This window comes from Microbacterium sp. NPDC088619 (assembly GCF_044752825.1).
In the GTDB taxonomy this organism is placed as follows: Bacteria; Actinomycetota; Actinomycetes; order Actinomycetales; family Microbacteriaceae; genus Microbacterium.
The window spans coordinates 431652-457326 of record NZ_JBIVLZ010000001.1 but is presented as its reverse complement, the minus strand read 5'-3'; the positions used below and the strand labels follow the sequence as shown (position 1 = coordinate 457326).

The 25675-nt window shown below is 67.9% G+C and carries 23 protein-coding genes; 4 read left to right on the top strand and 19 right to left on the bottom strand.

The genetic code is table 11. From position 1 onward, the window contains the following. Positions 1 to 42: 42 nt before the first annotated feature. The 7 genes from ACIP5T_RS02345 to ACIP5T_RS02315 all read right to left on the bottom strand — a co-directional run bounded on the left by ACIP5T_RS02345 (position 43) and on the right by ACIP5T_RS02315 (position 8024). Positions 43 to 858 carry a shikimate dehydrogenase gene (locus ACIP5T_RS02345; RefSeq protein ID WP_400860273.1) on the bottom strand — a complete coding sequence of 272 codons (816 nt, stop codon included), beginning with the start codon at positions 856 to 858 and terminating at the stop codon, positions 43 to 45. After that, a complete protein-coding gene (gene mltG, locus ACIP5T_RS02340) occupies positions 855 to 2393 on the bottom strand; it encodes an endolytic transglycosylase MltG (RefSeq protein ID WP_400860271.1) in 1539 nt (512 codons plus the stop codon). Before mltG ends, ACIP5T_RS02345 begins: the two co-directional genes overlap by 4 nt. After that, entirely contained in the window at positions 2393 to 2869 is a 477-nt protein-coding gene (gene ruvX / locus ACIP5T_RS02335; protein ID WP_400860270.1) for a Holliday junction resolvase RuvX, read from the bottom strand. Before ruvX ends, mltG begins: the two co-directional genes overlap by 1 nt. After that, positions 2866 to 5526, bottom strand: a complete 2661-nt coding sequence (alaS, locus tag ACIP5T_RS02330; RefSeq protein WP_400860267.1) for an alanine--tRNA ligase — start codon at positions 5524 to 5526, stop codon at positions 2866 to 2868. The genes ruvX and alaS overlap by 4 nt, the downstream gene beginning before the upstream one ends. A gap of 81 nt (positions 5527 to 5607) precedes the next feature. Further along, positions 5608 to 5796: a hypothetical protein gene (locus ACIP5T_RS02325; RefSeq protein ID WP_400785398.1), complete on the bottom strand. Its 189-nt coding sequence runs from the start codon at positions 5794 to 5796 to the stop codon at positions 5608 to 5610. A 105-nt stretch (positions 5797 to 5901) separates the two neighbouring features. Next, on the bottom strand, positions 5902 to 6531 hold the full coding sequence (gene rpsD, locus ACIP5T_RS02320; RefSeq protein ID WP_052677824.1) for a 30S ribosomal protein S4: 630 nt from the start codon (positions 6529 to 6531) through the stop codon (positions 5902 to 5904). 161 nt (positions 6532 to 6692) lie between these two features. Further along, on the bottom strand, positions 6693 to 8024 hold the full coding sequence (locus tag ACIP5T_RS02315; RefSeq protein ID WP_400860265.1) for a replication-associated recombination protein A: 1332 nt from the start codon (positions 8022 to 8024) through the stop codon (positions 6693 to 6695). Between the two features lie 111 nt (positions 8025 to 8135). Here ACIP5T_RS02315 and ACIP5T_RS02310 point away from each other — a divergent pair, with 111 nt between their 5' ends. Then, complete coding sequence (locus tag ACIP5T_RS02310; protein WP_400860264.1) at positions 8136 to 8432, top strand: hypothetical protein; 297 nt, start codon at positions 8136 to 8138, stop codon at positions 8430 to 8432. A 72-nt stretch (positions 8433 to 8504) separates the two neighbouring features. Here the strand turns inward: ACIP5T_RS02310 and ACIP5T_RS02305 are convergent, their stop codons facing one another. From ACIP5T_RS02305 to nirB, 4 genes are read right to left on the bottom strand one after another with little or no spacing between them, the layout of a single operon-like run. After that, a complete protein-coding gene (locus ACIP5T_RS02305) occupies positions 8505 to 9632 on the bottom strand; it encodes a uroporphyrinogen-III synthase (RefSeq protein WP_400860262.1) in 1128 nt (375 codons plus the stop codon). Continuing rightward, a complete protein-coding gene (gene cobA, locus ACIP5T_RS02300; RefSeq protein WP_400860260.1) occupies positions 9629 to 10396 on the bottom strand; it encodes a uroporphyrinogen-III C-methyltransferase in 768 nt (255 codons plus the stop codon). Before cobA ends, ACIP5T_RS02305 begins: the two co-directional genes overlap by 4 nt. Then, positions 10393 to 10761: a nitrite reductase small subunit NirD gene (nirD, locus tag ACIP5T_RS02295; protein ID WP_400860258.1), complete on the bottom strand. Its 369-nt coding sequence runs from the start codon at positions 10759 to 10761 to the stop codon at positions 10393 to 10395. Before nirD ends, cobA begins: the two co-directional genes overlap by 4 nt. Beyond that, on the bottom strand, positions 10758 to 13337 hold the full coding sequence (nirB, locus tag ACIP5T_RS02290; RefSeq protein ID WP_400860256.1) for a nitrite reductase large subunit NirB: 2580 nt from the start codon (positions 13335 to 13337) through the stop codon (positions 10758 to 10760). Before nirB ends, nirD begins: the two co-directional genes overlap by 4 nt. Positions 13338 to 13552: 215 nt before the next feature. Between nirB and ACIP5T_RS02285 the strand changes: the two genes are divergently transcribed. Both ACIP5T_RS02285 and ACIP5T_RS02280 read left to right on the top strand, forming a co-directional pair. Next, positions 13553 to 14914, top strand: a complete 1362-nt coding sequence (locus ACIP5T_RS02285) for a DUF349 domain-containing protein (protein ID WP_400860255.1) — start codon at positions 13553 to 13555, stop codon at positions 14912 to 14914. 61 nt (positions 14915 to 14975) lie between these two features. After that, positions 14976 to 15527, top strand: coding sequence for a type IV toxin-antitoxin system AbiEi family antitoxin (locus tag ACIP5T_RS02280; RefSeq protein ID WP_400860253.1), 552 nt, complete (start codon positions 14976 to 14978; stop codon positions 15525 to 15527). On the opposite strand, the gene ACIP5T_RS02275 is transcribed toward ACIP5T_RS02280, so the two are convergent. From ACIP5T_RS02275 to ACIP5T_RS02240, 8 genes are all read right to left on the bottom strand, one after another. Next, positions 15514 to 17763, bottom strand: a complete 2250-nt coding sequence (locus tag ACIP5T_RS02275; RefSeq protein ID WP_400860251.1) for a RelA/SpoT family protein — start codon at positions 17761 to 17763, stop codon at positions 15514 to 15516. The genes ACIP5T_RS02280 and ACIP5T_RS02275 overlap by 14 nt on opposite strands. Positions 17764 to 17831: 68 nt before the next feature. Then, positions 17832 to 18821 (bottom strand): protein translocase subunit SecF, encoded by a 990-nt coding sequence (gene secF, locus ACIP5T_RS02270; RefSeq protein ID WP_400860249.1) that lies wholly within the window; start codon positions 18819 to 18821, stop codon positions 17832 to 17834. Further along, positions 18821 to 20551: a protein translocase subunit SecD gene (gene secD, locus ACIP5T_RS02265; RefSeq protein WP_400860247.1), complete on the bottom strand. Its 1731-nt coding sequence runs from the start codon at positions 20549 to 20551 to the stop codon at positions 18821 to 18823. Before secD ends, secF begins: the two co-directional genes overlap by 1 nt. A 52-nt stretch (positions 20552 to 20603) precedes the next feature. Beyond that, positions 20604 to 21005, bottom strand: coding sequence for a preprotein translocase subunit YajC (gene yajC, locus ACIP5T_RS02260; protein ID WP_400860245.1), 402 nt, complete (start codon positions 21003 to 21005; stop codon positions 20604 to 20606). 81 nt (positions 21006 to 21086) lie between these two features. Continuing rightward, positions 21087 to 22112 (bottom strand): Holliday junction branch migration DNA helicase RuvB, encoded by a 1026-nt coding sequence (gene ruvB / locus ACIP5T_RS02255; protein ID WP_400860243.1) that lies wholly within the window; start codon positions 22110 to 22112, stop codon positions 21087 to 21089. Next, complete coding sequence (gene ruvA, locus ACIP5T_RS02250; protein WP_400860241.1) at positions 22105 to 22710, bottom strand: Holliday junction branch migration protein RuvA; 606 nt, start codon at positions 22708 to 22710, stop codon at positions 22105 to 22107. The genes ruvB and ruvA overlap by 8 nt, the downstream gene beginning before the upstream one ends. A gap of 9 nt (positions 22711 to 22719) precedes the next feature. Further along, entirely contained in the window at positions 22720 to 23304 is a 585-nt protein-coding gene (gene ruvC, locus ACIP5T_RS02245) for a crossover junction endodeoxyribonuclease RuvC (RefSeq protein ID WP_400860239.1), read from the bottom strand. A gap of 45 nt (positions 23305 to 23349) precedes the next feature. Continuing rightward, positions 23350 to 24111 (bottom strand): YebC/PmpR family DNA-binding transcriptional regulator, encoded by a 762-nt coding sequence (locus tag ACIP5T_RS02240; RefSeq protein ID WP_056510015.1) that lies wholly within the window; start codon positions 24109 to 24111, stop codon positions 23350 to 23352. 183 nt (positions 24112 to 24294) lie between these two features. On the opposite strand from ACIP5T_RS02240, the gene ACIP5T_RS02235 reads away from it, so the two are divergent. After that, the gene (locus ACIP5T_RS02235; RefSeq protein ID WP_400860238.1) at positions 24295 to 25674 is read left to right on the top strand and encodes a pyridoxal phosphate-dependent decarboxylase family protein; all 1380 of its coding nucleotides are present in this window, start codon (positions 24295 to 24297) and stop codon (positions 25672 to 25674) included. The last annotated feature ends 1 nt before the right edge of the window (position 25675 follow it).

Here is a 25675-nt window from a genome sequence, read left to right as displayed (position 1 = left end):
CTCCCACGCGTTTCGACCCGGATCGTGCCGCGTGACGACCGTTCACTGCAGAGCGGCCCTCATCGCGGCGACCACGGCGTCTTCGGACGGCAGCGGAACGCTCTGGTCGCCGTGCAGGAAGATCCGGACCTGACGCACGGCCTGACGCAGCAGCATCCCCTCGCCGGAGACGGCGCGTCCGTCTCTCCAGGTGGAGGCGAGCGCCGAGGGCCAGGGCGAGTAGGCGACATCGAACAGCACTCCCCCGCTCGCACTCAAGCGTGCGGAGGTCGCGTCGTCGAGGGCCGTTCCCCCGGGAAGCGTCGCAACGGTGAGACCGACGTCGACCGCATCTGCGTCGAACGGGGACGACGAGACCTCGACCCCGAGCCGTCGACCGATAGCCACGAGCTCGGCTGCACGCTCAGGTCGGCGTGCGCGCACCTCGATGGAGCGGGATCCTCCTTCGACGCACGCGACCAGGGCGGATGCGGCTGTGGCGCCGGCCCCGAGGATGCGCACGCTCCCGATGCCGAGGAGCGCATGCTCGCCCAGAGCGTCCACGATGCCGCCGACGTCGGTGTTGAAACCGCGGATGCCGTCCGTCAACAGCAGTGTGTTCACCGCGCCGGTGAGGTCCGCGTAGCGATCGTGTGTTCGCGCTGCTCGATGCGCCTGCTCCTTGAGGGGCATCGTGAGCGACAGCCCGCGCCATGAATCGTCCAGAGCGCCCAGAGCGCCGCTGAACGAGGCCTGATCGACCTGGAGACGCGTGTACTCCCAGTCGAGTCCGAGCGCCTCGTATGCCGCAGCATGCAGTCGAGGGGACTTGGAGTGCGCGATCGGGTCTCCCCACACCGCGAGGCGCCGCTGGGTCATCCGGCCGAGCATCCCCCGTCGGGGTTCTCCTGGCACCACTGCTCCCACTTCTCGACTCCCTGCAGGTGCTCCTCGTAGGTGACCGAGAACTGGGTCTCTCCGGTGGCGAGGTTCGTCGTGACGAAGTAGAGCCATGGACCGTCTGCGGGATGCATCGCCGCGTCGATCGCCGCGTAGCTCGGGCTGGCGATCGGCGTGACCGGCAGGCCCGTGTGCACGTAGGTGTTCCACGGGTTGTCGTCCTCGAGGGCCTCGGCGGAACTCGAGACGACACCCTCGTGGAGCGAGCCGTATCCGTACTGCGCAGTCGAGTCCATCTGCAGCTTCATGTCGATGTCGAGACGGTTCTCGATCACGCGAGACACCTTCGGGAAATCTGCGGTGAGGCCTTCACGCTGGATGATCGATGCGATGGTCAGGACGCGCTGCGCGTCCTCCGCAGGCACAGCGGCTTCCGTGAGCGCTTCCTTCGTGCGATCGACCATGCGCTGGACGACCTGGGTGGCGGTCACCTCCGGATCGAACGTGTAGACGGCCGGGAAGAGCCACCCCTCGAGGCTCTGCGCGCTGACACCGTAAGTCGCAGGATCCGCATCGACCGCCGCCTGGAGCTCCTCGACGGGCATCCCCAGAGATTCGGCCATGTCAGGCAGCGAAGATTCGATGGTTGCACCCTCACCGACGCTTGCAGAGTTCTCGCGCTTGTTCTCGGGGTTCTGGAGCGCCTCGAGCGCCGCTTCGGCCGTCATCTTCTCCTTCAGGGAATAGATTCCCGGGTAGAAGGTCACCGCGACGTTCTCGGTGACGAGATAGTCGTAGAAGACGTCCTCCGTGCGTGTGACGCCGGCCTCGTACAGTGCGGTCGACACCGGTGAGCCCGTGTCGCCCTCATGGATCGTGACGAGCACCTCACCGGTGGCCATCCCCGGCTCCCAGTCCTTGGGATCGCCCCAGCCGAGGGCATCGCTGATCTTGTCGCCGTACGCGTTCCACGCCCAGACGCCTGCGCCGACGATGCCGCCGATGACGGCGAGGACGATCACGAGGGCGACGAGGCATCCGGTGCGTCGCTTCTTCTTCGCCGGCGGTCGGTTTCCGGTGTGGTCCTCCGGATGTCCGTGGAAGAGGTCCTCGAGCCGGCCGCCAGCTGCGGAGCCATCCCCGGCCCGGGCGGGCGGCACGTCGCCGGCGGGCCCGTCAGAGGTGAGATCGGAGGCTCCGTCGGCGGGAGCAGCCGCATCCTCCGACGGCATGGACGACGCGGCCGAGCGAGCGTCGGCCGCGTCGCGGGTCGCGGCCGTCGGCATCGCGCGGGTCGACACGTCCTCACCTGTCGAGGTATCCGGAGACGTGCCTGCAGGAGCAGCGGACGGCTGTGCGGCCGCGGCTTCGCGCGCGGCTCTCCGAGACCCGGGTGCGGGTGGCGTGTTGTCGACCGTCGGTATCCGCTGCGACGGGTCGGGAAGGTTCTCGAACAGGTCACCCAGGCGGGCGTCCGGATCGTGCTGAGGCGAAGCACTCTCACGTTCGGGCATTATCGGGGGGACTCCTCGTCGAGCGGAATCGTGGCACCGGTCGGGTTTCCGGTGCTCTTCTCCGTGTCGATCGCCTGCTGCAGCAGGACCACCGCGGCGATCTGATCCACAATGCTACGAGAGTTCTTCTGTGATCTGCCCGAAGAACGCAACGCGGCGTGTGCCGTGACGGTGCTCAGTCGCTCATCGACCAGCCTGACGGGCGTGCCGGTGCGAGCATGCAGAGCAGCGGCGAACTCCCGGGAGTCCGTCGTCGACGCAGTGTCCGCACCCATGAGGTTCACCGGAAGCCCGACCACGAACTCGAGCACGTCGAAGTCCTCGGCGATCGCGGCGATCCGGTCGATCGCCTGTTCGTTCCGCTGAACCGTCTCGACAGGCACCGCGAGCATGCCGTCCGGATCGCAACGAGCGACCCCGACGCGTGCCCGTCCGACGTCGACACCGATCCGCACGCCGCGGCGGAAACCGCTCACGCTGACTGCAGCTCCTGCGACACGGCCTCGAGCGCGGCCGACAAGGCGGCCACATCCGTGCCTCCGCCCTGAGCGACGTCGTCACGACCACCGCCGCCTCCTCCGAGCACCGAAGCGGCGCGCTTCGCGAGTGCTCCGGCCTTCGCTCCGGCTGCGCGAGCGGCATCGTTCGTCGCGACGACCACCACAGGGCGACCGTTGACCGAGGCACCGAGGGCCACGACCGCAGCGTCGGAACCGAGGCGGTCCCGGACACCGAGGACGAGCTCGCGCACGTCGTCGGCCGAAGCCACCTCGCCGAGCGACTGCGCAGCGACCCGGAACGCGCCGACGCGGCTCGCCGCATCGGCGATGGCGGGAACACGACCTGCGCGCTCCTTGGACTCGAACTGCGCGATGCGCTTCTCGGCCGCCTTGAGGCTCGCAGAAAGATCGGCGATGCGCTCGGCCAGCTGGTCGCGAGGTGTCTTGAGCGAGGTCGTCAGCTGCGACACCAGCGCCCGCTCCGCCGCGAGCTCCCGGAAGGCGTCCTGACCGACCAGCGCTTCGATACGGCGGTTCGACGCGCCGACGGACGATTCGCCGACGACGCTGACGAGACCGATCTCCGCGCTCGTGCTGACGTGGGTGCCCGCGCACAACTCGCGCGACCAGGGACCTCCGATGTCGACCATGCGCACGACATCGCCGTACCTCTCGCCGAAGAGAGCCATGGCTCCGGCTTCCTTCGCCTCGTCGAGCGTGACGATGCGGGTGGTGACCTCGAGAGCGTCGTTGACGGCGCGGTTCGTGATCTCCTCGATCTCGGTGCGCGTGTCTGCCGAGAGCGCCTGAGACCAGGAGAAGTCGAATCGCATGTACCCGGCGCGGTTGAGCGAACCGGCCTGCGTGGCGGTCGGCCCCAGAGTGTCGCGGAGCGCCGCGTGCACGAGGTGAGTCGCCGAATGAGCCTGGCGTGCAGCGCGGCGATTCGCCGCGTCGACGACGGTAGTGGCCGCATCGTCGACGGCGACGACACCACGAGTGACCTCGACGGTGTGACTGATGAGTCCGGGCACCGGGCGCTGCACATCGAGCACCTCGAGTTCGAACCCGGGTCCGACGATCACCCCCTTGTCGGCGACCTGGCCCCCGGACTCGGCGTACAGCGTGGTCTCGGCAAGCACGACCTCGGCGATCTGTCCCTCGGCCGCGCTGCGAACCGTGTGACCGTCGACGAGGATACCGAGGATGCGCGAATCGACCTCGAGCTCGGAGTATCCGTCGAAGCCCGTCTCGCCCAGCGCACGGAGATCGCGGTACACCGAGACGTCCGCGAGCTGACGCTTGCGATTGCGTGCATCGGCCTTGGCGCGTGAGCGCTGCTCCTGCATCAGCGTGTCGAACGCCTCGCGGTCGACCGCGAGACCCGCTTCCTCCGCGACCTCGAGCGTGAGATCGATCGGGAACCCGTACGTGTCGTGCAGCAGGAAGGCCTCGGAGCCGCTCAGCGACGCTCCGCCGCTCTTCTTGGTCTCGTCGAGCGCGAGGTCGAGGATCGTGGACCCCGATGCCAGCGTGCGCCGGAAGGTCTCCTCCTCGGCGATGGCCGAAGCGGAGAGGGTCGCCCACTCCTTCTCGAGCACCGGGTAGGCGGACTTCATCGCGTCTCGCGAGGTGGCGAAGAGCTCGGGGAAGACCGGCTCGTCGACGCCGAGCAGTCGCATGGAGCGGACCGTGCGCCGCATGAGGCGTCGGAGGATGTAGCCGCGTCCTTCGTTGGACGGGCGGACGCCGTCCGACAGCAGCATGAGCGACGAGCGCACATGATCAGCCACCACTCGGAAGCGCACATCGTCTTCGTGCACCGCACCGTAGCGGCGGCCTGAGAGCTCGACCGCGCGGTCGAGCACCGGGCGCACCTGATCGGTCTCGTACATGTTCTCGACGCCCTGCTTGAGGAAGGCGACGCGCTCGAGCCCCATGCCCGTGTCGATGTTCTTCTGGGGCAGTTCCCCCACGATGTCGAACTCGGTCTTGCCACGGATGTTCTCGATGAAGTCCTGCATGAACACGAGGTTCCAGATCTCCAGGAACCTCGAGTCGTCGGCCGCCGGGCCGCCGTCCTTGCCGTACGCGGGACCGCGGTCGAAGAAGATCTCGCTGTCGGGTCCACCGGGGCCGGGCTGACCGGTGTTCCAGTAGTTGTCGGCGCGTCCCAGACGCTGGATGCGCTCGGGCTTGAGGCCGATGATGTCGCGCCAGATGGCCTCGGCCTCGTCGTCCGTCTCGTACACGGTGACCCAGAGGTCCTTCTCGTCGAACCCGAGCCCGCCGTCGGCCTCGGAGCTCGTCAGCAGCTCCCACGCGTAGCGGATCGCGCCCTCTTTGAAGTAGTCGCCGAACGACCAGTTGCCCATCATCTGGAAGAAGGTGCCGTGACGCGCGGTCTTGCCGACCTCTTCGATGTCATTGGTGCGGATGCATTTCTGCAGGTCGGCGATTCGCGGATGCGGTGCGGGCACGACTCCGGTGAGGTACGGGATCATCGGCACCATCCCGGCGACCGTGAACAGCAGCGACGGATCGTCGCTGACCAGAGAGGCCGAAGGGACGATGAGGTGGTCGTGCTTCTCGAAGAAGTCGAGATACCGTTCCGCGATCTCCGCAGTTTTCATAGGGGTGCCAGGTGTCCTTGCGTACAGGGTGTGGAAGGGCGTGCCGACTGACGAGAGGTCGCGGCGAGGGTGCCGTGACGGTCAGTCGTCAGCGGGGTCGGTGAGACGAGCCTGCTCCTCGCGGAAGGCATCGCCGACGATCCCGGTGAACTCGTTGAAGCGGGCGTCGACCTCGGCGAGGATTTCATGACCGCGCGGGTCGTTGTTCATGAGATGCGCCGCGATGAAGCCGCCGATCACACCGATCAGGAACCACTGCACGTTCTTCATGTCGCCATCCTTGCCTCTGGCCCGCGTGGGCGCGGTGCTTCCATCGTATGCGGAAACGACAGAAGGCGTCGGGTGACCCCGACGCCTTCTGCGGAAAAGCTGAACTCAGCGAGCTGCGTAGTACTCGACGACGAGCTGCACTTCACAGGTCACGGGGACCTCGGCGCGCTTCGGGCGACGAACCAGGCGAGCCTGGAGCTTGTCGAGCTCGACCTCGAGGTAGCCGGGAACGGGAGGCAGGACCTCGGCGTGACCGCCGGCTGCTGCGACCTGGAAGGGCTCGGTGCCCTCGCTCTTGGCCTTGACGTGGATGAGCTGACCCGGCTTCACGCGGAAGGACGGGCGGTCGACGAGCTGACCGTCGACGAGGATGTGACGGTGCACGACGAGCTGACGAGCCTGTGCCGTGGTGCGGGCGAAGCCCGAACGCACGACGAGGGCGTCGAGACGCATCTCGAGCAGCTCGACCAGGTTCTCACCGGTCAGGCCGTCCTGACGGCGAGCCTCGTTGAACGTGTTGCGCATCTGCTTCTCGCGGATGCCGTACTGCTCGCGCAGACGCTGCTTCTCACGCAGACGGACGGCGTAGTCGCTGTCAGCCTTGCGCTTGGTGCGGCCGTGCTCACCCGGAGCGTAGGGACGCTTCTCGAGGTAGCGGGCGGCCTTCGGGGTGAGCGGGATGCCGAGTGCACGGCTCAGACGCACCTTGCGGCGGTCCTGGGACTTCGTGGTCACGAAGTTATCCTTCCGATGACGTGGTCGCGTCTTTCACGACTCACGGACGTATCGTCCGCGTTCTTCCTTGGAGCGCACGCCGGGGCGCCAGCAAGGTGGTGTGTGAACGAGGAGATGCCCGAAAACTTGGTTTCGAGCCGATCCAGTCTAACAGATTCGCGTCAGCGGCCGTCGAGGATGCGACGGATGCGCTCCGGGCGCGCCGAGATGTCGCGTTCGGCACCGAGGTTCTTGGGCTCGTAATAGCGTTTTCCCCGCAGCTCGTCAGGCAGATACTGCTGCGGAAGGATGCCGAACTCGCTGTCGTGCGGGTAGACGTATCCCCGACCGTGGCCGAGCCGCTTGGCACCCGGATAGTGCGCATCTCGCAGATGCAGCGGCACCCGCCCGAAGCCTCCGGATCGGATGTCGGCGATCGCCTGGTCGATCCCCACATACGCCGCGTTCGACTTGGCGGTCGTGGCGAGGTAGACGGTCGCTTCAGCGAGCGGAATACGCCCCTCCGGCATGCCGATGAAGGCGACCGCATCGGCAGCGGCGACCGCGATAGAGAGCGCCTGGGGGTCGGCGAGTCCGACGTCTTCAGATGCGGAGATCACGAGACGCCGCGCGATGAAGCGGGGGTCCTCCCCCGCTTCGATCATCCTGGCGAGGTAGTGCAGTGCGGCGTCGGGATCTGATCCGCGGATCGACTTGATGAACGCGCTGATGACGTCGTAGTGCTCGTCGCCCTGGCGGTCGTATCGCAGCAGCGCCTTGTCGACGGCCTGAGCCACGTCATCGGCGGTCGCGGCGGGCACCGCGCCTTCCTCGCCCTTGGACAGAGCGACGGCTGCCGCCGCCTCGAGCCCGGTGAGCGCGCGACGCGCGTCGCCGGAAGCCAGTCGGATGAGGGCAGCGCGCGCGTCATCGGCCAGAGTGACCGCACCGTTGAGTCCGCGCGCATCGATCACCGCCCGATCGACGAGCAGCCCGATGTCGTCGTCCGTCAGCGGCTGCAGGGTGAGGAGCAGCGACCTCGACATCAACGGCGAGATCACCGAGAAAGAGGGATTCTCGGTGGTCGCGGCGATCAGCAGGACCCAGCCGTTCTCGACCCCGGGCAGCAGCGCGTCCTGCTGCGCCTTGGTGAATCGGTGGATCTCGTCGAGGAACAGGATCGTGGTCTGGCCGTACAGGTCGCGCTGGGTGATCGCCTCCTGCATGACCTCACGCACGTCCTTCACGCCGGCGGTGATCGCCGAGAGCTCGACGAACCTGCGACCGGACGACCGCGCGATCGCCTGCGCGAGGGTCGTCTTGCCCGTGCCCGGCGGCCCCCACAGGATGATCGACACGGCGCCCGGCGAGGTGGCGGCAGGGTCGGCCAGGGCGACGATCGGGGAACCGGCACGCAGCAGGTGCTTCTGACCGGCGACCTCGTCGAGAGACACAGGGCGCATGCGCACGGCGAGAGGGGTCTGCCCGGAGAGCAGTGCGGCTGCGGAGGTCATTCGTCCAGGCTAACGCGGGGCGCCGACACTTCGGGCGGGAGAGGCCGGCGCGATCTCGACGGTAGGCTCTCAGGCGACGTTGCACATTCACGTCCAGTAAGGGAGCACGCAATGGCCGGACGCGGGAAGAGCACGCAGCAGTCGCGCACCGAGGCGGAGCGCGCGCGCCTGCACACCGCCCGCAAGACCTGGCACGAGGGGCAGATCCGCCGTCGCGCCCGCGACAACGTGATCGCCGTCGTCGTCGGCGCGCTGATCGTCGCCGGCGCCGTCGTGAGTCAGGTCGTGCACGCTCAGGTGAACCCGCCAGCGCCCTCCCCCACGCCGACCGTCGAGCCGACCGACGCGCCCTTGCCGACCGAACCCGCGAGCCCCGAACCCGCCCCCTCAGACGCTCCGGCCGAGTGAACCCGCGGTTCGCCCTCGTCTGCAGCGCACGAACTGCGACATCTGCTGATCCGTCAGCTCCTGCCGCGGCCCTCAGTACTCGGTGACGGCGAGGCGGTAGCCTCTCTTCACGACGGTGTGCACGAGTTCATTGCCCCCGAGTGCCTCCCGCAGCCGAGCCACGGCGACCTCGACCGCGTGTCCGTTGCGCTCGGCGCCCGGAAGCACCCCGCCGAGCTCGGCCCGCGAGAGCACACGGCCACCTGCCGAGGCCAGCGCTTCTATCAGCGCCGCCGCCGAGCGCGAGAGCGGGATGAACGCGCCGTCCACGAGGACTCCGCCGCTGCGGACCTCGACGAGGCCCGCGTCGGTCGGCAGCGACGGCGCCCTCCCTCCTCCGAAGTGCGCGATGACCGTTCGGGCGAGCGATCCGAGTCGCCCTCGGTCGGCGATCGTGGTGCGGAGGTTCGCGGTCCGCAGGGGTGCCGCGGTGATCGGCCCCACGCACGCCAGCAGGAGGCGTCCCGACTCGGCGCGCCTTCTGATGCTCTCCAGGGCGCCCGACTCCTCGGCGAACGCGATCCACGATGCCGCTCCCGGCGCCGAGGTGAACAGCACGGCGTCGGCTTCTCCGCCTGCGGCTTGGAGCGCCGAACGTCGCACCACGTCAGGATCCGGAGGAGGACCCCAGCGGTACACCGTGATGCTCAGCACGTCGGCTCCGGCATCCGCCAGCAGCTCGTCGAGTCCGTCCGCTCCGGCACCGTGATGCTGCACGAGGATCCGCTTGCCCGCCACGCCGGAGGCGAGGAGGTATTCGCCCACCTCGGCAGACGTCTCGGACTCGGCGACCCAGTCGGCGGTGAAACCGGCCTGCTGGATCGCACCGTGCGCCTTCGGACCTCGGGCGACGAAGTGGGCGCCCTGCAGCGCCGCGTCGAGCTGCCCGTCGAGTCCGTGCTCGTGCGCCGCGTCCATCCACCCGCGGAACCCCACCCCGGTGGTCACGATCACGATGTCCGGCGGAGAGCCGATGACCCGCTCGGTGCGGGCGAGCAGTTCGGCGTCATCGGAGTTGGTGACGATGCTCAATGCGGGCGCTCGATGGACGACCGCTCCCCGACGTTCGAGAGCGGTCGCCAGGTCGATCGAACGGCGGTCGGCCGCGACGATGATCGTGCAACCGGCAAGCGCCGAGTCCAGTGCCCGCGCGGTCGTCATGTGATGCTCTCCGCGATCATCGCCGGCGTCGGCAGCAGGAGCCCCGCCCGAGCGACTTCACCGATCACGATGACGGCCGGGTTCACCAGCTGGGCCGACGCCGCATCCTCCGCCGCGCGCGCGAGGGTGCTGCGAATCGTCCGCTGCCTCTCGGTGTGCCCGTTCTCGACGATCGCCACGGGGGTGTCGCCGGACACCCCGTGCGAGACGGCCGATGCGGCCAGCCGCGGCAAGGATGCCACCCCCATCAGGATCACGGTGGTGACAGACGGATCTGCCATGGATGCGAGCGAACTCGCGGTGAGCTCGCCGTGACCGTTGACGATGTGCACACCGGACGCGACGCCGCGGTGGGTCACCGGGATCCCCGCGGCCTGGGGCACGGAGATCGCGCTGCTGACGCCCGGCGTCACGCTGACCGGCACTCCGGCGGCCTCGCACGCGAGAACCTCCTCTCCGCCCCGTCCGAGCACGAACGGGTCGCCGCCTTTGAGACGCACCACGCGCTGCCCGGCGAGAGCTCGATCCACCAGCAGCGCGTCGATCTCGTGCTGCGGTACAGGATGATGGCCCGGTCGTTTGCCGACGTCGATGATCTCGACGTGCGGCGGAAGCTCGTTCCTGAGCTCCTCGAACGGCCCGAGGCGATCGGCGATCACGACATCGGCCGCCATGAGCAGCCGGTACGCGCGCACCGTCATGAGATCGGCGGGACCCGGCCCTCCGCCGATCAGGTCGACCCTGCCCACTCGTGCTCGCCTCATGAGTCCGTGCTCTCCGGCGTCCCGACGTAGACGTCGCCGTCGTCTATCGCGACCGGCCACACCCGCAGCGCTGCCGGCGGCTTGCCGTGGGTCTCGATGCACTCGCCGGTACGGAGATCGAAGACCTGCTTGTGCAGCGGAGAAGCGACGGTGGGGGCGTCTCCCCGGCTGCCGACGATCCCGCGCGAGATGACGTGCGCGCCGGTGAACGGGTCGAGGTTGTCGACACCGTGCACCGTCCCGTCCGGAAGGAGGAACAGCGCCACCTGCTGTCCGTCGATGAGGGCCGCGCGCCCCCGCTCGACCTCGAGGTCGCCGATCGCGCACACCCGCACGTGCGTGAAGGGGTCGATCGCGATGCTCATCGACGCACCTCGAGAGCGGTGCCGGCGATCAGGACCCCGCCGGTGCGTCGCTCTTCCGCGGTGGCCGGACGGATCTGACCGCGTTCCGAGACGTAGGCGAGCGACGGATCCGGGGTATCCGCGGCATTCACGAACGACCGGAACCGTTCGAGTTTGGTGGGGTCGGCGAGGGTCGCCGCCCACTCGTCCTCGTAGCGATCGACGTGCTGCGCCATCGCCTCATCGAGGTCGGCGCAGATACCGAGACTGTCGTCGAAGATCACGCTCCGGAGGCCGTCGAGACCTCCTTCGAGATCCTCGCACCACGGAGCCGTGCGCTGCAGACGATCGGCCGTACGGATGTAGTACATGAAGAACCGATCGATGGCCGTGATCAGTCCTTCGTCGTCGAGATCGGAGGCCAGCAGCTGGGCGTGCCGCGGAGTGAACCCGCCGTTTCCGCCGACGTACATGTTCCACCCGGTCTCGGTGGCGATCACTCCGACGTCCTTGCCCCGCGCCTCCGCGCACTCACGAGCGCATCCGGACACCCCGAGCTTGAGCTTGTGAGGCGCGCGAAGCCCTCGATAGCGGAGCTCCAGCTTCACCGCCATCCCGACGGCGTCCAGCACTCCGTACCGGCACCAGGTCGAGCCGACGCACGACTTCACCGTGCGCAGGGACTTGCCGTATGCCTGTCCCGATTCGAAGCCGGCGTCCACCAGACGCTGCCAGATCACCGGCAGCTGCTCGAGCCGCGCCCCGAACATGTCGATGCGCTGACCGCCTGTGATCTTCGTGTACAGCGCGAAGTCCTTCGCGATCTGGCCGATCGCGATCAGGCCCTCCGGGGTGACCTCGCCGCCGGCCATTCTCGGCACGACCGAGTAGGTGCCGTCCTTCTGCATGTTCGCCATCACGTGATCGTTCGTGTCCTGCAGCGTGGCGTTCTCCCCGTCGAGCACGTGGGCTCCGACGAGGACCGACAGGATGCTGGCGATCGCCGGCTTGCAGATGTCGCACCCACGCCCTCGTCCGAACCGGTCGACGATCGCACTGAAGGTCGTGAGCTGCGCGACGCGCACCGCGTCGAACAGCTGTCGGCGTGAGAGATCGAAGTGCTCGCACAGGGCGTGAGACACGGTCTGACCGAGCTTCGTCAGCTCCTGGCCGACGACCTTCTTCACCATCAGGACGCACGAACCACAGGTGGCGCCGGCTTTCGTGCATCCCTTGACCGCGGCGGCATCGGTGCAGCCCTCGTCGTGCACCGCCTGGCGGATGCGCCCCGCCGTCACATTGGAGCACGAGCAGACGACGGCCTCGTCAGGCAGCTCTCCGCCGGGGGCCTCATTGCCTCCTTCCGGCAGGAGATATGCGGCAGGGTCTGCTCCGAGCTTTGCGCCCACCAGCGGCCGCAGGGCGCCGTAGGCGGCCGCGTCGCCGACGAGGATCCCACCGAGCAGCGTCTGCGCGTCGTCCGACAGCACGAGCTTCTTGTAGACCCCTGCCACAGGATCGGCATAGACGACATCGAGAGCGTTCGGCGTGGTCGCCATCGCATCACCGAAGCTCGCCACGTCGACGCCCGAGAGCTTGAGCTTGGAGGAGTCGTCGTATCCGGGGAACGCCGCGTCGCCGCCGAGGAGCCGGGTGGCGGCGACCTCCGCCATCGCGTAGCCGGGTGCCACGAGGCCGACGCACCGGCCTTCGAAGCTGGCGACTTCGCCGATCGCCAGAATGTGCGGGTCGGAGGTCGCGCACCGGTCGTCGATGATGATCCCGCCCCGCGGATCCACGAGCATCTCCGCGTTGCGTGCGAGTTCGTCGCGCGGCCGCACGCCCACCGTGAAGACGACGACGTCGGCTCTTTCGACTGAGCCGTCCTGGAACTCGAGCGCGGTGACCGCACCCGAGGTGTCGGGGTCGAGACGCGTCGTGCGCGACTGGGTGCGCACCGAGATCCCGCGCGCTTCGAGCAGTCGCTTGAGCATCCCTCCACCCGCTGAGTCGAGCTGCGCCGACATCAGGCGATCCGAGTACTGCACGACGGTCGCCTCCACATCCATCCCCTGCAGCGCGCCGGCGGCCTCGAGGCCGAGCAGACCTCCGCCGATGACCGCGCCGCGGAGCGGACGGCCGAGCATTCCGCTCCGCTGCGTGACGAAGTCCTTGAGGCCCTGCACATCGTCGAGGGTCCGGTAGACGAAGCAGCCGGGCAGGTCGGCGCCGTCGACCGCGACCTTGGCGGCGTACGAGCCCGTGGCGAGCACCAGCGTGTCGTAGGGGATGCTCGTGCGCGACCTCGTCGTGACGGTGCGTGCCGCGCGGTCGATCCGCAGCACCCTGTCATCGGGGAGGAACCGCACGCGGAAGTCGTCGAAGACCGAAGGATCGAGCTCCAGATCCTCCGGCGTCGATCCCGAGAAGAACCCGGTGAGACCGACCCGGTCGTACGGCCTGCGCGCCTCGTCGCCGATCACCGTCACATGCAGGGGTGTCTCAGCTCGACTGATCAGACTCTCGACGAAACGGTGCGCGACCATACCCGCACCGACGACGACGATCTCCTTGGGGGTGAGGAAGACCTCGCTCATGCTGCTCCAATCGCCGGGGGACGTCGTGATGGCGACGATAGGAGCCTGGTGTTTCCCAGATGTGACGCATGGTGTTTCGTGCGTCGAACGATTCGCTCACAGATCGGTAACGGCCATTGTGAGATCCGAGCACCACATTGCAACCTCGCTCTCGTACTAGGCTGAAGCTCGTCCTTTCCGCCTCCCGCGGGCCCTACCGCGCAAGGAGAATCACCGTGTCTGCCACAGAGCCGTCGAAGCCGACTCCCCCCGTTCCCGCTCCCCCTGCCGCGCCCCTGCCGCGGAAGGTGCCGACGCCCGCAGCCGTCGCCCCGACGGGAGCAGCTGCCGCAGCCGTCACCGCGTCGTCCGATGCCGCGAAGTGGGGTCGTGTCGCAGACGACGGCACCGTCGAGGTTCGCGAGGGCGAGGAGTGGCGCGTCGTCGGCCAGTACCCTGACGGCACCCCGGACGAAGCTCTCGCCTACTTCGTGCGCAAATACGAGGACATCGCTTTCAAGGTGCACACGCTCGAACAGCGTCACCAGGCAGGTGGCGCCTCCGCCGCCGACCTCGTCAAGCAGGCAGGGCACCTCCTCGCCGAGGCGACGGATGCGGCCGCCGTCGGCGACCTCGCCGGACTCCGCGAACGCCTGAACGCCTTGACCTCGTCGCTGTCCGAGGCGACTGCTCAGGAGGCGCAGCAGGCGAAGGAACTGGTCGACAAGGCCATCGCGGAGCGCACCGCCCTCGTCGAGCGCGCCGAGGAGATCGCCGCCCGCGATCTGTCGAAGGTGCAGTGGAAGCAGGTCACCGCTGAGCTCGGCGAGCTCTTCGACGCCTGGCAGGCACAGCAGCAGAACGGTCCGCGCCTGTCGAAGGGCGTCTCTCAGCAGCTCTGGAAGCGGTTCCGCGACGCGCGTGGAACCGTCGACAAGGCACGCCGTGCCTTCTATTCCGAGCTCGACGACACGCACAAGAGCGCCCGCGACGCGAAGACCCGTCTGGTCGAACGTGCCGAGGCCCTCGCACCCCGCGGTGTCGACGGCATCCCGGCGTACCGCACCCTTCTGGACGAGTGGAAGGCCGCGGGCCGTGCCGGACGCAAGGCCGACGACGCCCTCTGGGCGCGGTTCAAGGCGGCCGGCGACGCACTGTACTCGGCGCGTGCCGAGCAGTCCGCTGCCGAAGAGGCTGACTCCGCCCCGAAGATCGAGGCTCGTCAGGCACTGCTCGAAGAGGCTAAGGCCGTGGCCGATGAACCGAACATCAAGCGTGCGCGTGCACTGCTCACCGGCATCCAGCGCCAGTGGGATGAGATCGGTCGGATCTTCCCCCGCGACAAGGAGCGCGCTCTCGATGATCGACTTCGCGTGATCGAGCAGGCGCTCAAGGCTCGTGAAGAGGTCGACTGGAAGAAGAACAACCCCGAGACCAAGGCACGCGCCAACGACATGAGCTCGCAGCTCCTCGAGGCGATCGAGAAGCTCGAGGCCGAGCTCGCCGCCGCGGAGAAGTCGGGAGACAAGAAGGCGGCCAAGGCTGCCGCCGATGCTCTCGAAGCGCGACGCACCTGGCTCAACGCCCTGGGCGGCTGACCTTCTCCACAGATCCCCGGATCGACTCGGAACGCGGGATGCACCGCGCCAGACTGGCGTGATGCATCCCGCTTTCCTGTACCTGCCCGGCGTTCGCCTCACGATCCCCGAACTCAGCGCGGCGAGGATCGACGGGCACCTGGTCGATCTCGGCGAGGGGTACATCCCCGCTGATCTGATCGAGACCCCGAGTGCGCGAGCGGCTGCGATCGCGACTCTCGTCCCCGTCCACACTGCGGCCTCCGGGCCGTCCGCAGCATGGATTCATGGGGCCGGCGACACGCCACCCGCGCGCCACCACGTCAGGCGCGCGGTCAGCCACCGCATCCGCCCTGCGCTGCCTCCTCGGGTGATCCTGCACGACACCGCGCTTGCTCGAACGGACGTCGTGCTGCTCGGCGGAGTTCCGGTGATGAGCCCTGAGCGCACGATGGTCGACCTCGCCCTCGGACTGCATCGCGACGAGTCGCTGCGGCGATGGATGCTTCTCCTCGCCCACGCCGAACCGGGGCTCGTGCGGATTGCGCTCAGCGAACTCGACACCATGATCCGCGTGCCGGGGAAGCTGGCCGGACGCGGTGCGCTCGAACGACTGCTCGTCAGGACGAGGTGACGCGGTAGACGTCGTACACCGCGTCGATGCGACGCACGGCGTTCAGCACGCGGTCGAGGTGCACGGCGTCGCCCATCTCGAACACGAAGCGGCTGATCGCGAGACGTTCGTCCGTGGTGCTGACCGTCGCCGACAGGATGTTGACGTGGTGCTCGCTCAGCACCCGGGTGACGTCGGAGAGAAGACCAGACCGGTCGAGAGCCTCGACCTGGATCTGCACTCGGAACACGCTCTTCGTCGTCGGCGCCCAAGACACCTCGACGAATCGGTCTTCCTCGCTCTCGAGTGCCTTGACGTTCGGGCAGTCGGTGCGGTGCACCGATACGCCGCTGCCGCGCGTGACGAATCCGACGATCGCATCGCCGGGCACCGGGGTGCAGCATTTCGCGACCTTGACCAGGATGTCGGATGCACCACGCACGAGAACGCCCGAGTCGCCCGAGCGAGGCTCGCGAGAGGGCATGCTGCCGGGGAGATCGATGGGGCCCGTGGCAGGGTCGGTCGCCGCGACCAGGGCCGTGACCTTCTCGAGCACCGACTGCGTCGACACATGCCCCTCGCCCACGGCGGCGTACAGCGCCGAGACGTCTTCGTAACGGAGCTGGTGAGCCACCTCGGCGAACGAGTCCTGACTCATCAGGCGCTGCAGCGGCATGTTCTGGCGACGCATCGCGCGCGCGATTGCCTCCTTGCCCTGCTCGATGGCCTCCTCGCGCCGCTCCTTCGTGAACCAGCCGCGGATCTTGTTGCGTGCACGGGTGCTCTTGACGAAGCCGAGCCAGTCCTGGCTGGGGCCGGCATCGGGGTTCTTCGACGTGAAGACCTCGACCACATCGCCGCTCTTCAGCTCCGACTCCAGAGGCACGAGACGTCCGTTGACCTTCGAGCCCATGGTGCGGTGCCCGATCTCGGTGTGCACGGCGTAGGCGAAGTCGACGGGTGTCGCGCCGGCGGGGAGTCCGACCACACGCCCCTTGGGTGTGAAGACGTAGACCTCTTTGGCGCCGATCTCGAAGCGGAGAGAATCGAGGAACTCCCCCGGGTCAGCGGTCTCCGCCTGCCAGTCGGAGATGTGCGCCAGCCAGGCCATGTCGCTGTCCGATGCGCGCACCTCGGCCTTGCCGCCGTTCATGCGCTCTTTGTACATCCAGTGCGCCGCGACACCGTACTCGGCCTGCTGGTGCATCTCGTGCGTGCGGATCTGGATCTCGACCGTGCGTCCGGACGGACCGATCACCGTGGTGTGCAGCGACTGGTACAGGTTGAACTTCGGGGTCGCGATGTAGTCCTTGAAGCGGCCGGGAAGGGGTGTCCATCGCGCGTGGATCGCGCCGAGGACGGCATAGCAGTCGCGCACGGAGGCGACGAGCACCCGGATGCCGATGAGGTCGTAGATGTCGTCGAACTCACGACCTCGCACGACCATCTTCTGATAGACCGAGTACAGCTGCTTCGGGCGTCCGACGACCTTGCCGCGGATGCGGAGATCGCGCAGATCCTCGTCGATCTCCTCGACGACCTGAGCGAGGTACTTCTCCCGCTGCGGGGTGCGCTGGGCGATGAGGTTGTGGATCTCGTTGTAGATCTTCGGGTGGAGGACGGCGAACGAGAGGTCTTCGAGCTCCGACTTGATCGCCTGGATACCGAGGCGGTTGGCCAGCGGCGCGTAGATCTCGAGAGTCTCCTTCGCCTTCTTCGCGGCCTTCTCAGGCGGCACGAAGCCCCAGGTGCGTGCGTTGTGCAGCCGGTCGGCGAGCTTGATGAGCAGGACGCGGATGTCCTTCGACATCGCGACGATCATCTTGCGGACGGTCTCAGCCTGCGCGCTCTCGCCGTACTTGACCTTGTCGAGTTTGGTGACGCCATCGACGAGCATCGCGACCTCGTCGCCGAACTCGGCCGTGAGGTCGGTGAGGGCGTAGCCCGTGTCCTCGACGGTGTCGTGCAGCAGTGCCGCCGCGATCGCACGAGGTCCGAGGCCCATCTCGGCGAGGATCTGCGCGACCGCGAGCGGGTGCGTGATGTACGGCTCGCCGCTCTGACGCTGCTGCCCGGCATGCTTGTCCTTGGCGACCGTGTAGGCGCGCTCGATGACCGCGAGGTCGCCCTTCGGATGGTTCGCCCGCACCGTGCGGATGAGGTTGTCGAGGTCGTTGACCCTGGGCGCGCGGGAGAAGATGCGGGGAACCAGTCGTCTCAGGCTGGATCCCTGCGACGCCGTCTGCGGTTCCGCCATCCGCTCACCTCCGAATCACAACAGCTTACGCGTGCTCTGCGGGGTGCGGCCCCGCAGAGCGGGGACTATCAGGCCTCTGCGGTGGCGAGGCTTCGAGCCTCGCGGATCTTCGCGTCGCGCGCCGCGATCTGCGGCTCGTTCTCACGGAACAGCGAGTACAGCGGCGCGGCGACGAACAGCGTCGAGTACGTCGCGACCAGGATGCCGACGAAGATCGAGAGCGAGATGTCGGTGAGCGACTCGGCGCCGAGCCAGAAGGCGCCGATGAAGAGCACGGCTCCCACGGGCAGTGCCGCGACGACCGACGTATTGATCGATCGGATGAGCGTCTGGTTCACCGCGAGGTTGACCGATTCGCCGAACGTCCGAGACGAGTTCTCGCCGTCCTCCGTCGTGTTCTCCCTGATCTTGTCGAACACCACCGTCGTGTCGTACAGCGAGTACGCGAGGATCGTGAGGAATCCGATGACGGCGGCGGGCGAGATCTCGAAGCCGGCGAGGGCGTAGACGCCGACCGTGATGACGAGCACGTCGAGCAGTCCGATGATCGCGGCCGCAGACATCTTCCACGTGCGGAAGTAGATCGCGAGGATCAGGAAGGTCAGTGCCAGGAAGATCGCGAGCCCCCAGAGGGACTGCTTGGTGACGTTCTCTCCCCACGCCGGTCCGATGAACGACGAGGTGACGCTCTCGGGGTCGATGCCGTAGGCGTCTGCGAGGGCGTTGGCGACCTGCTGCGTCTCAGCCGCGCTCATCTGATCGGTCTGGACGCGGATGTCCTTGCCGCCGACGACGACGACCTTGGTCGCCGCTCCCGGCACGACGGACTGCACTGCTGTCGTCGCGGTCTCCTGCTCGAGACTGTCCGGTGCCTGCACGGTGAACTGCGACCCGCCGGTGAACTCGATGGAGAACTGGATCGGGCGGAAGAGGGGCACCAGAGCCGAACCGACGACCAGCACGATCGCGATGATGAACCAGAGGCGGCGCTTCGCGACGAACGGGAACGATGTCTTTCCCGTGTAGAGGTTGTTTCCGAACTCGTTCATGGAAGCCATCAGGCGTCCCCCTCGCTTCCGGTGCGGCTGGATCTGTCACCGGCTAGTGCTTCGGCGCGCTTGCGCTCTGCGATGGTCTGACGGCGCTCGGCTTCGCCCTTGGCCCTGGCGTTCTTCGCGCCGCGCCCCGAGGAGGCGGCGGATACAGCGCGGAACTGCGATCGGCTGCGGTACACCGCGCCGAGCGAGTCCGGGTCGAGGCCCGAGAGCTTGTGACCGCCGCCGAAGAACTTCGTGCGGGCGAGGAGCTGCATCACCGGGTGGGTGAAGATCACGAAGATGAACACGTCGATGAGGGTCGTCAGACCCAGTGTGAAGGCGAAGCCCTTCACTGTGGAGTCGGCGAGGATGTAGAGCACGACCGCGGCGAGGATGTTGATCGACTTCGAGATGTAGATCGTCCGCTTGGCTCTGCCCCAGCCGTCTTCGACCGCCGAGGTGATCGACTTCCCGTCGCGCAGCTCGTCTCGGATTCGCTCGAAGTAGACGATGAACGAGTCTGCGGTGAAGCCGATCGAGACGATGAGACCTGCGACGCCGGCGAGCGACAGACGGAAGCCGAGTCGCCACGCGAGGATGCAGATGATGACGTAGGTGAGCACCGCCATCACCGCGATCGAGGCGATGATCACCGTTCCGAGTGCCCGGTACACGATCAGCGAGTAGATCGCGACGAGTGCGAGACCGATGAGTCCGGCGATGAGACCGATCTGGAGCTGCTGGGTTCCCAGCGTCGCAGAGATCGTATCGTCGCTCTGCACCTCGAAGCTCAGCGGCAGCGCGCCGAACTTGAGCTGGTCTGCCAGAGCGGTCGCGGACTCCTGATCGAAGTCGCCCGAGATGCTGGGGCGACCGTCGAGGATCTGGCCGTTCATCCGCGGTGCGCTGATCACCGAACCGTCGAGCACGAAGGCGAACTGGTCACGCGGCGAGAGCTCCGCCAGGCGGTTCTGGTTCAGTCGGGTGCTGACCTCGCCGAACGCCTCGGCGCCGTCGCCGTTCATCGTGAGCTGCACGTTCCACGCACCGGACTGCGGATCGCGGCCGGCGGTGGCGTCCGTGATCGCATCACCGGTGAGCTCCGTCGGGCCGAGCAGGTACTTCGCCTGACCGGAGGGATCGCACGCGATGAGCGGCTGATCCTTGGGCGCATTCGACGGATCGTTGTCGGGGTTGGCGCAGTCGTACGCCTGGAACTCGGCTGCGAGCTTCTCAGTGACCCATGACAGGTCGCTCGCATCCGTCGGCTCGGCGGTCGGGGTGTCGTTCACCGAGTCGTCCGGCGCCGGGTAGGCAGTCTCGTTGCCGTCCTCACCCACGAAGGTGTTCGTCCCCGCGGTCGTGGCGAGCACGGGGCGGAACTCCAGCTGCGCGCTGGACTGGATGCGGGCGCGGGTCTGCTCGTCGGCCACACCAGGGATCTGGACCACGATGTTGCGGCCGCCCTCGGTGGTGATGTCGGCCTCGGCCACGCCCGACGCGTCGACGCGCTGACGGATGATCGACGCGGCCTGGTCGAGCTGCTCCGGCGAGGGCGCAGCTCCATCCTCGGTCTCCGCGCTCAGCACGATCTGCGTGCCGCCCTGAAGGTCGAGCGCGAGCTCAGGGGTCCAGGAGCTCTTCTCGAACACGTGGACGCCGAGGGCGTTGATGCCGAAGAGGACGCCCGTCACCAGGAGCAGGCCCATGAGGACCCGCCAGGCATGACGGACCGGGGAAGAAGTGGCCACGTGTGATCAGCTTTCTAAGATGCCGGAGTGCCGAGGTGGTGCAGCGCGGAGGCTACTTGTCGTCGGCGTCGCGCTCGAGACGACGACGGGTCTCTTCGGTGGTCTCGATGGCCGGAGCGTCGTCGACGATCGGAGCCTCGTCGATCACGACGACCGAGTCGTCAGCGTCTTCGATGAGAGCGTCCTTGGGCTCCACGATGCGCAGGATCGCCTGGCTGTGCACCTCGATGACCGTGCCGGGCGCGATCTCGACGAGCGCGGGCGAATCGAGGTCATCGTGGTCGTAGGCCACGATCGTGCCGTAGATGCCGCCCTGCAGAAGCACCTTGACACCGGGAACGGTCTTGGTGGCCTTCTCCTCCTGCTCTGCCTTCATCTGCTTCTGGCGCTTGCGTCCGTTGACGAACATGAAGACGACGAGCACGGCGAGAAGGCCGAAGAGGAGGATTTCCATGGGCATGGTGGCGAAGGGCCTTTCTCAGGTGCGCGCACCAGAAAACGGGCGCGCAGTTCTATCGGGGGAAGTCTTCAGTGATTATAGGTCATCAAGACGAAGTGCCCCATCGGGGTGTGCGATGCCGAGGTGGCTGTAGGCCTCCGGCATCGCCACTCGGCCGCGTGGTGTCCGGCCGAGGAATCCGATGCGCACGAGGTAGGGCTCGACGACGCTCTCGACGGTCTCGGCCTCTTCGCCGACCGCGACCGCGAGTGTGCTGAGGCCGACGGGACCGCCGCGGAAGCGGCGCACGAGAGCCTCGAGGACAGCCCGGTCGAGGCGATCGAGACCGATGGGGTCGACGTCGTAGAGCTCGAGCGCTGCCCGAACTCCGTGCAGCGACGCCTCTCCGCCTCCGTGGACGAGCGCGTAGTCGCGCACCCGGCGGAGAAGGCGGTTCGCGATTCGGGGCGTGCCGCGCGACCGGCGCGCGATCTCCGAGAGCGAATCGTGGGGCAGATCGACACGCAGCATGAGAGCCGAGCGAGCGATCACCCGTTCGAGCTCGGGCTCGTCGTAGAACTCGAGATGGCCGGTGAACCCGAAGCGATCGCGCAGCGGGTTCGGGAGGAGCCCTGAGCGGGTGGTCGCGCCCACGAGCGTGAACGGGGCCAGATCCAGAGGGATGCTCGTCGCGCCCGCCCCCTTTCCGACCATGATGTCGATGCGGAAGTCCTCCATCGCGAGGTACAGCATCTCCTCCGCCGAGCGCGCCATCCGGTGGATCTCGTCGATGAACAGCACCTCACCGGGTACGAGGCTGGAGAGTAGAGCGGCGAGGTCGCCCGCATGCTGGATCGCCGGTCCGCTCGAGAGCCGCAGCGGGCGCTCGCTCTCATGCGCGACGATCATCGCCAGCGTGGTCTTGCCGAGTCCTGGAGGGCCCGCGAGCAGGATGTGGTCGGGCGGACGGTTCTGGATGCGCGCGGCATCGAGCAGGAGCTGCAGCTGCCCGCGCACCTTCTGCTGGCCGACGAACTCGCCCAGGCTCGTAGGGCGCAGCGCGCCCTCGATCGCGAGCTCGGTGTCGTCCGACGGCTCGGCGGCGTCGCGGACGTCAGACACGCGCCGGCCCCAGGAGAGCCAGGGTGCGGCGCAGGAGCGGCGCCACGTCGGATCGCTCTGCCTCAGAGGCCTCGGCGGCGGTCTGAGCGGCCGCTTCGGCGGCCACCTTCTCGGACCACCCGAGGCCCACGAGAGCGGCGGTCACCTGGTCGACGACATCGACCGGACCGGACTTCGTCGGCTTCGACCCGGCGCTCACAGGATGCACCTTGCCCGCGAGCTGCAGGACGATGAGCTTGGCCGTCTTCGGTCCGATCCCGGAGACACGCCGGAACGGCGCGTCGTCCTCGCCGGTCACGGCCTCCGCGATCTGGTCGACGGTGAGGTGCGAGAGCACGCCCAGCGCGGACTTCGGTCCGACTCCGGTGACGCTGATCAGCAGGCCGAAGATCTCCAGCTCGCTGCGATCGGCGAAGCCGAACAGCGACAGGGAGTCTTCGCGGACGATGAGGCTCGTGTGCAGCAGCAGCTTCTCGCCGACGGTAGCGGTGTGTGCCACGTCGGCGGGAACCGCGACCGAGAATCCGACGCCGCCGACGTCGATGATGACCTGATCGGCGGTCGAGTGGAGAACAGCGCCGTGCAGCGAGGAGATCATCCGACCAGCCTACGCACCCGATCGTAGATATGTTCGAGCGACACGCTCCGCGTCAGCCCATGCCTTCTGGGCGGGCGTCAACGACTCCTGCCCGGGCGCCCCGGCCGCTCCTCGTCGCCAGGCGTGACAGAGCGCGATCGCCAGCGCGTCCGCGGCATCGGGCGGTTGCGGAGGAGCGTCGAGGCGGAGGATCCGAGCGATCATCGCCTGGACCTGACGCTTGTCGGCAGAGCCGTAGCCCGTCACAGCCGCCTTCACCTCGCTCGGAGTGTGCGTCGCCGCAGGAATGCCGGCCTCGGCGGCGAGCAGCAGCGCCACGCCGCTCGCCTGCGCCGTTCCCATCACGGTGTGGGTGTTCTGCTGTGCGAACACCCGCTCGACCGCGACCGCGTCGGGGCGATGCGTCTCGATCACCTCGCGGATGCCGGCGGCGACCAGCGCGAGTCTTTCGCCGATCGGGAGGTCAGGCGCAGAGCGGATCACTCCGACGTGCACGAGCGTGCCCCGACGAGCGCGGTCCACATCGACCACGCCGACGCCGCATCGGGTGAGACCCGGGTCGATGCCGAGCACGCGAAGCGAGGAGGAGGTCACTCCCCCAGGCTAAGCGTCGTACCGAGGGGCGAGCCGTCGGCGCGCCTACGCGTCGTCGTTCTCGAGCTCGGCCTGCACGTCGGCAGTGAGATCGAAGTTCGTGAAGACGTTCTGCACATCCTCGCTGTCTTCGAGCGCATCGATGAGGCGGAAGATCTTGCGCGCGGTGTCTGCGTCGATCTCGACCTTGAGGTTCGGCACGAACTCCACATCGGCCGACTCGTAGTCGATGCCGGCCTCCTGGAGCGCGCTGCGCACGGTGACGAGGTCGGTCGCCTCGGTGATGATCTCGAAGCCCTCGGCGTGCGGCTCGATCTCTTCGGCTCCTGCCTCGAGAGCGGCCATCATGACGTCGTCCTCGGTCGTCCCCTCGGAGCCGACGACGATGACGCCCTTGCGGCTGAAGTTGTACGCGACGCTGCCGGGGTCGGCGAGAGTGCCGCCGTTGCGGCTGAGCGCCGTGCGCACCTCGGCCGCCGCGCGGTTCTTGTTGTCGGTCAGACACTCGATCATCATGGCGACGCCGTTCGGCCCGTAGCCCTCGTACATGATCGAGGTGTACTCGACCGCTTCGCCGCCGATGCCCGCTCCGCGCTTCACCGCGCGGTCGATGTTGTCCTTGGGGACCGAAGTCTTCTTCGCCTTCTGGACGGCGTCGAAGAGGGTCGGATTGCCCTGCAGGTCGGCTCCACCGAGCTTGGCGGCGACCTCGATGTTCTTGATGAGCTTGGCCCAGGACTTGGCGCGCCTGGAGTCGATGATGGCCTTCTTGTGCTTCGTGGTGGCCCACTTGGAATGCCCGGACATATTTCTCCGCTCGTCGTATCCGCCCGTGGGCTCGGCCCAGGGCATCGTCCATTCTATCGAACCATGACCGCGCCATGCGGCTGCACACGTGTCGAGGGGCTCCGGTGCGCCGCTGGTGGCGTCGGACCGACGACGGACGGTATCCCTCTGGTGTGACGCGCCGCGCGGGTGTACTCCTGACTCATGGACGACAGCGTCGACGATGACAGGATCCGCGGATTGGAAGCCGCTCACCGCGCGGCGCTGGAGTTCCTCGGCTCGCTCGACGACAGACCGGTGTGGCCGCGCGCCACCCTCGCCGACATGCTCGATGCATTCGGTGGATCGTTGCCCGCCGAGGGCATGAGCGCCGAGGCTGTCATCGACGAGATCGCGTCACGGGCGGACCCCGGCCTCGTCGCGATCCCCGGCGGACGCTTCTTCGGATTCGTGATCGGCGGCACGCATCCCGCAGCTCTCGCCGCCGACTGGCTCGTCTCGGCCTGGGACCAGAACTCGGGTTCGGCTCTGCTCACGCCGACCACCGTCGCTCTGGAGCGCGTGGCGGGACGATGGATGCTCGACGTACTCGGCCTGCCGGAGTCCGCGAGCGTCGGCTTCGTCACGGGCGGCCAAATGGCGAACTTCACCTGCCTCGCGACGGCGCGCAACGCCGTACTCGCCCGAGCGGGATGGGACCTCAGCGAACAGGGGCTGCGGGAATCTCCGCCGATCCGGTTCGTCGTCGGCGCCGACCGTCACGGGTCGATCGACCGAGCGGCCCGCTTCCTCGGGATCGGCCGCAGCGAGATCACCGTCGTCGAATCCGATGACGAGGGGCGCATGCGCCCCGACGCGTTGAGCGAGGTCCTGGACAGCGGCTCAGGACCGGCCATCGTCTGCCTTCAGGCCGGTGAAGTGCACACCGGAGCGTTCGACGACTTCGCGGCACTCGTGCCGATCGCCCACGAGCACGGCGCCTGGGTGCACGTCGACGGGGCCTTCGGCCTGTGGGCCGCCGCATCCGAGTCGCTCCGGCCGCTCACGATGGGCATGTCCGACGCCGACTCGTGGGCGACCGATGCGCACAAGACACTCAACGTGCCCTACGACTGCGGCATGGCCATCGTCCGCGACCCGGCCGACTCGATCGCCGCGTTCCGCACCGGCGGCGACTATCTGATCTACACGAGCCTGGATCCGTGGGATGTCACCCCCGAGCTGTCCCGTCGTGCACGCGGCGTCTCCGCCTGGGCGGCGATGCGCAGTCTGGGACGGGACGGCATCGCCCACCTGATCGACGGGCTGCACGAGAACGCGGTCGCGATGGCCGAAGGGCTCGCCACGATCGACGGCATCCGCATCCTCAACGACGTCGGCTACACGCAGGTCATGTTCCGGCTCGAAGACGACGATGCGACCCGCGCCCTCGGTGAGGCCGTTCTCGTCGAGGGCACGGCCGCTCTGACAGGCGCCGAATGGCGGGGTCGCGCAGCGCTGCGCTGTTCGATGTCGTCCTGGGCGACGACCCGAGCCGACATCGACCGCACGGTCGGGGCGATCCGGACCCTCGTGGCCGGATGAG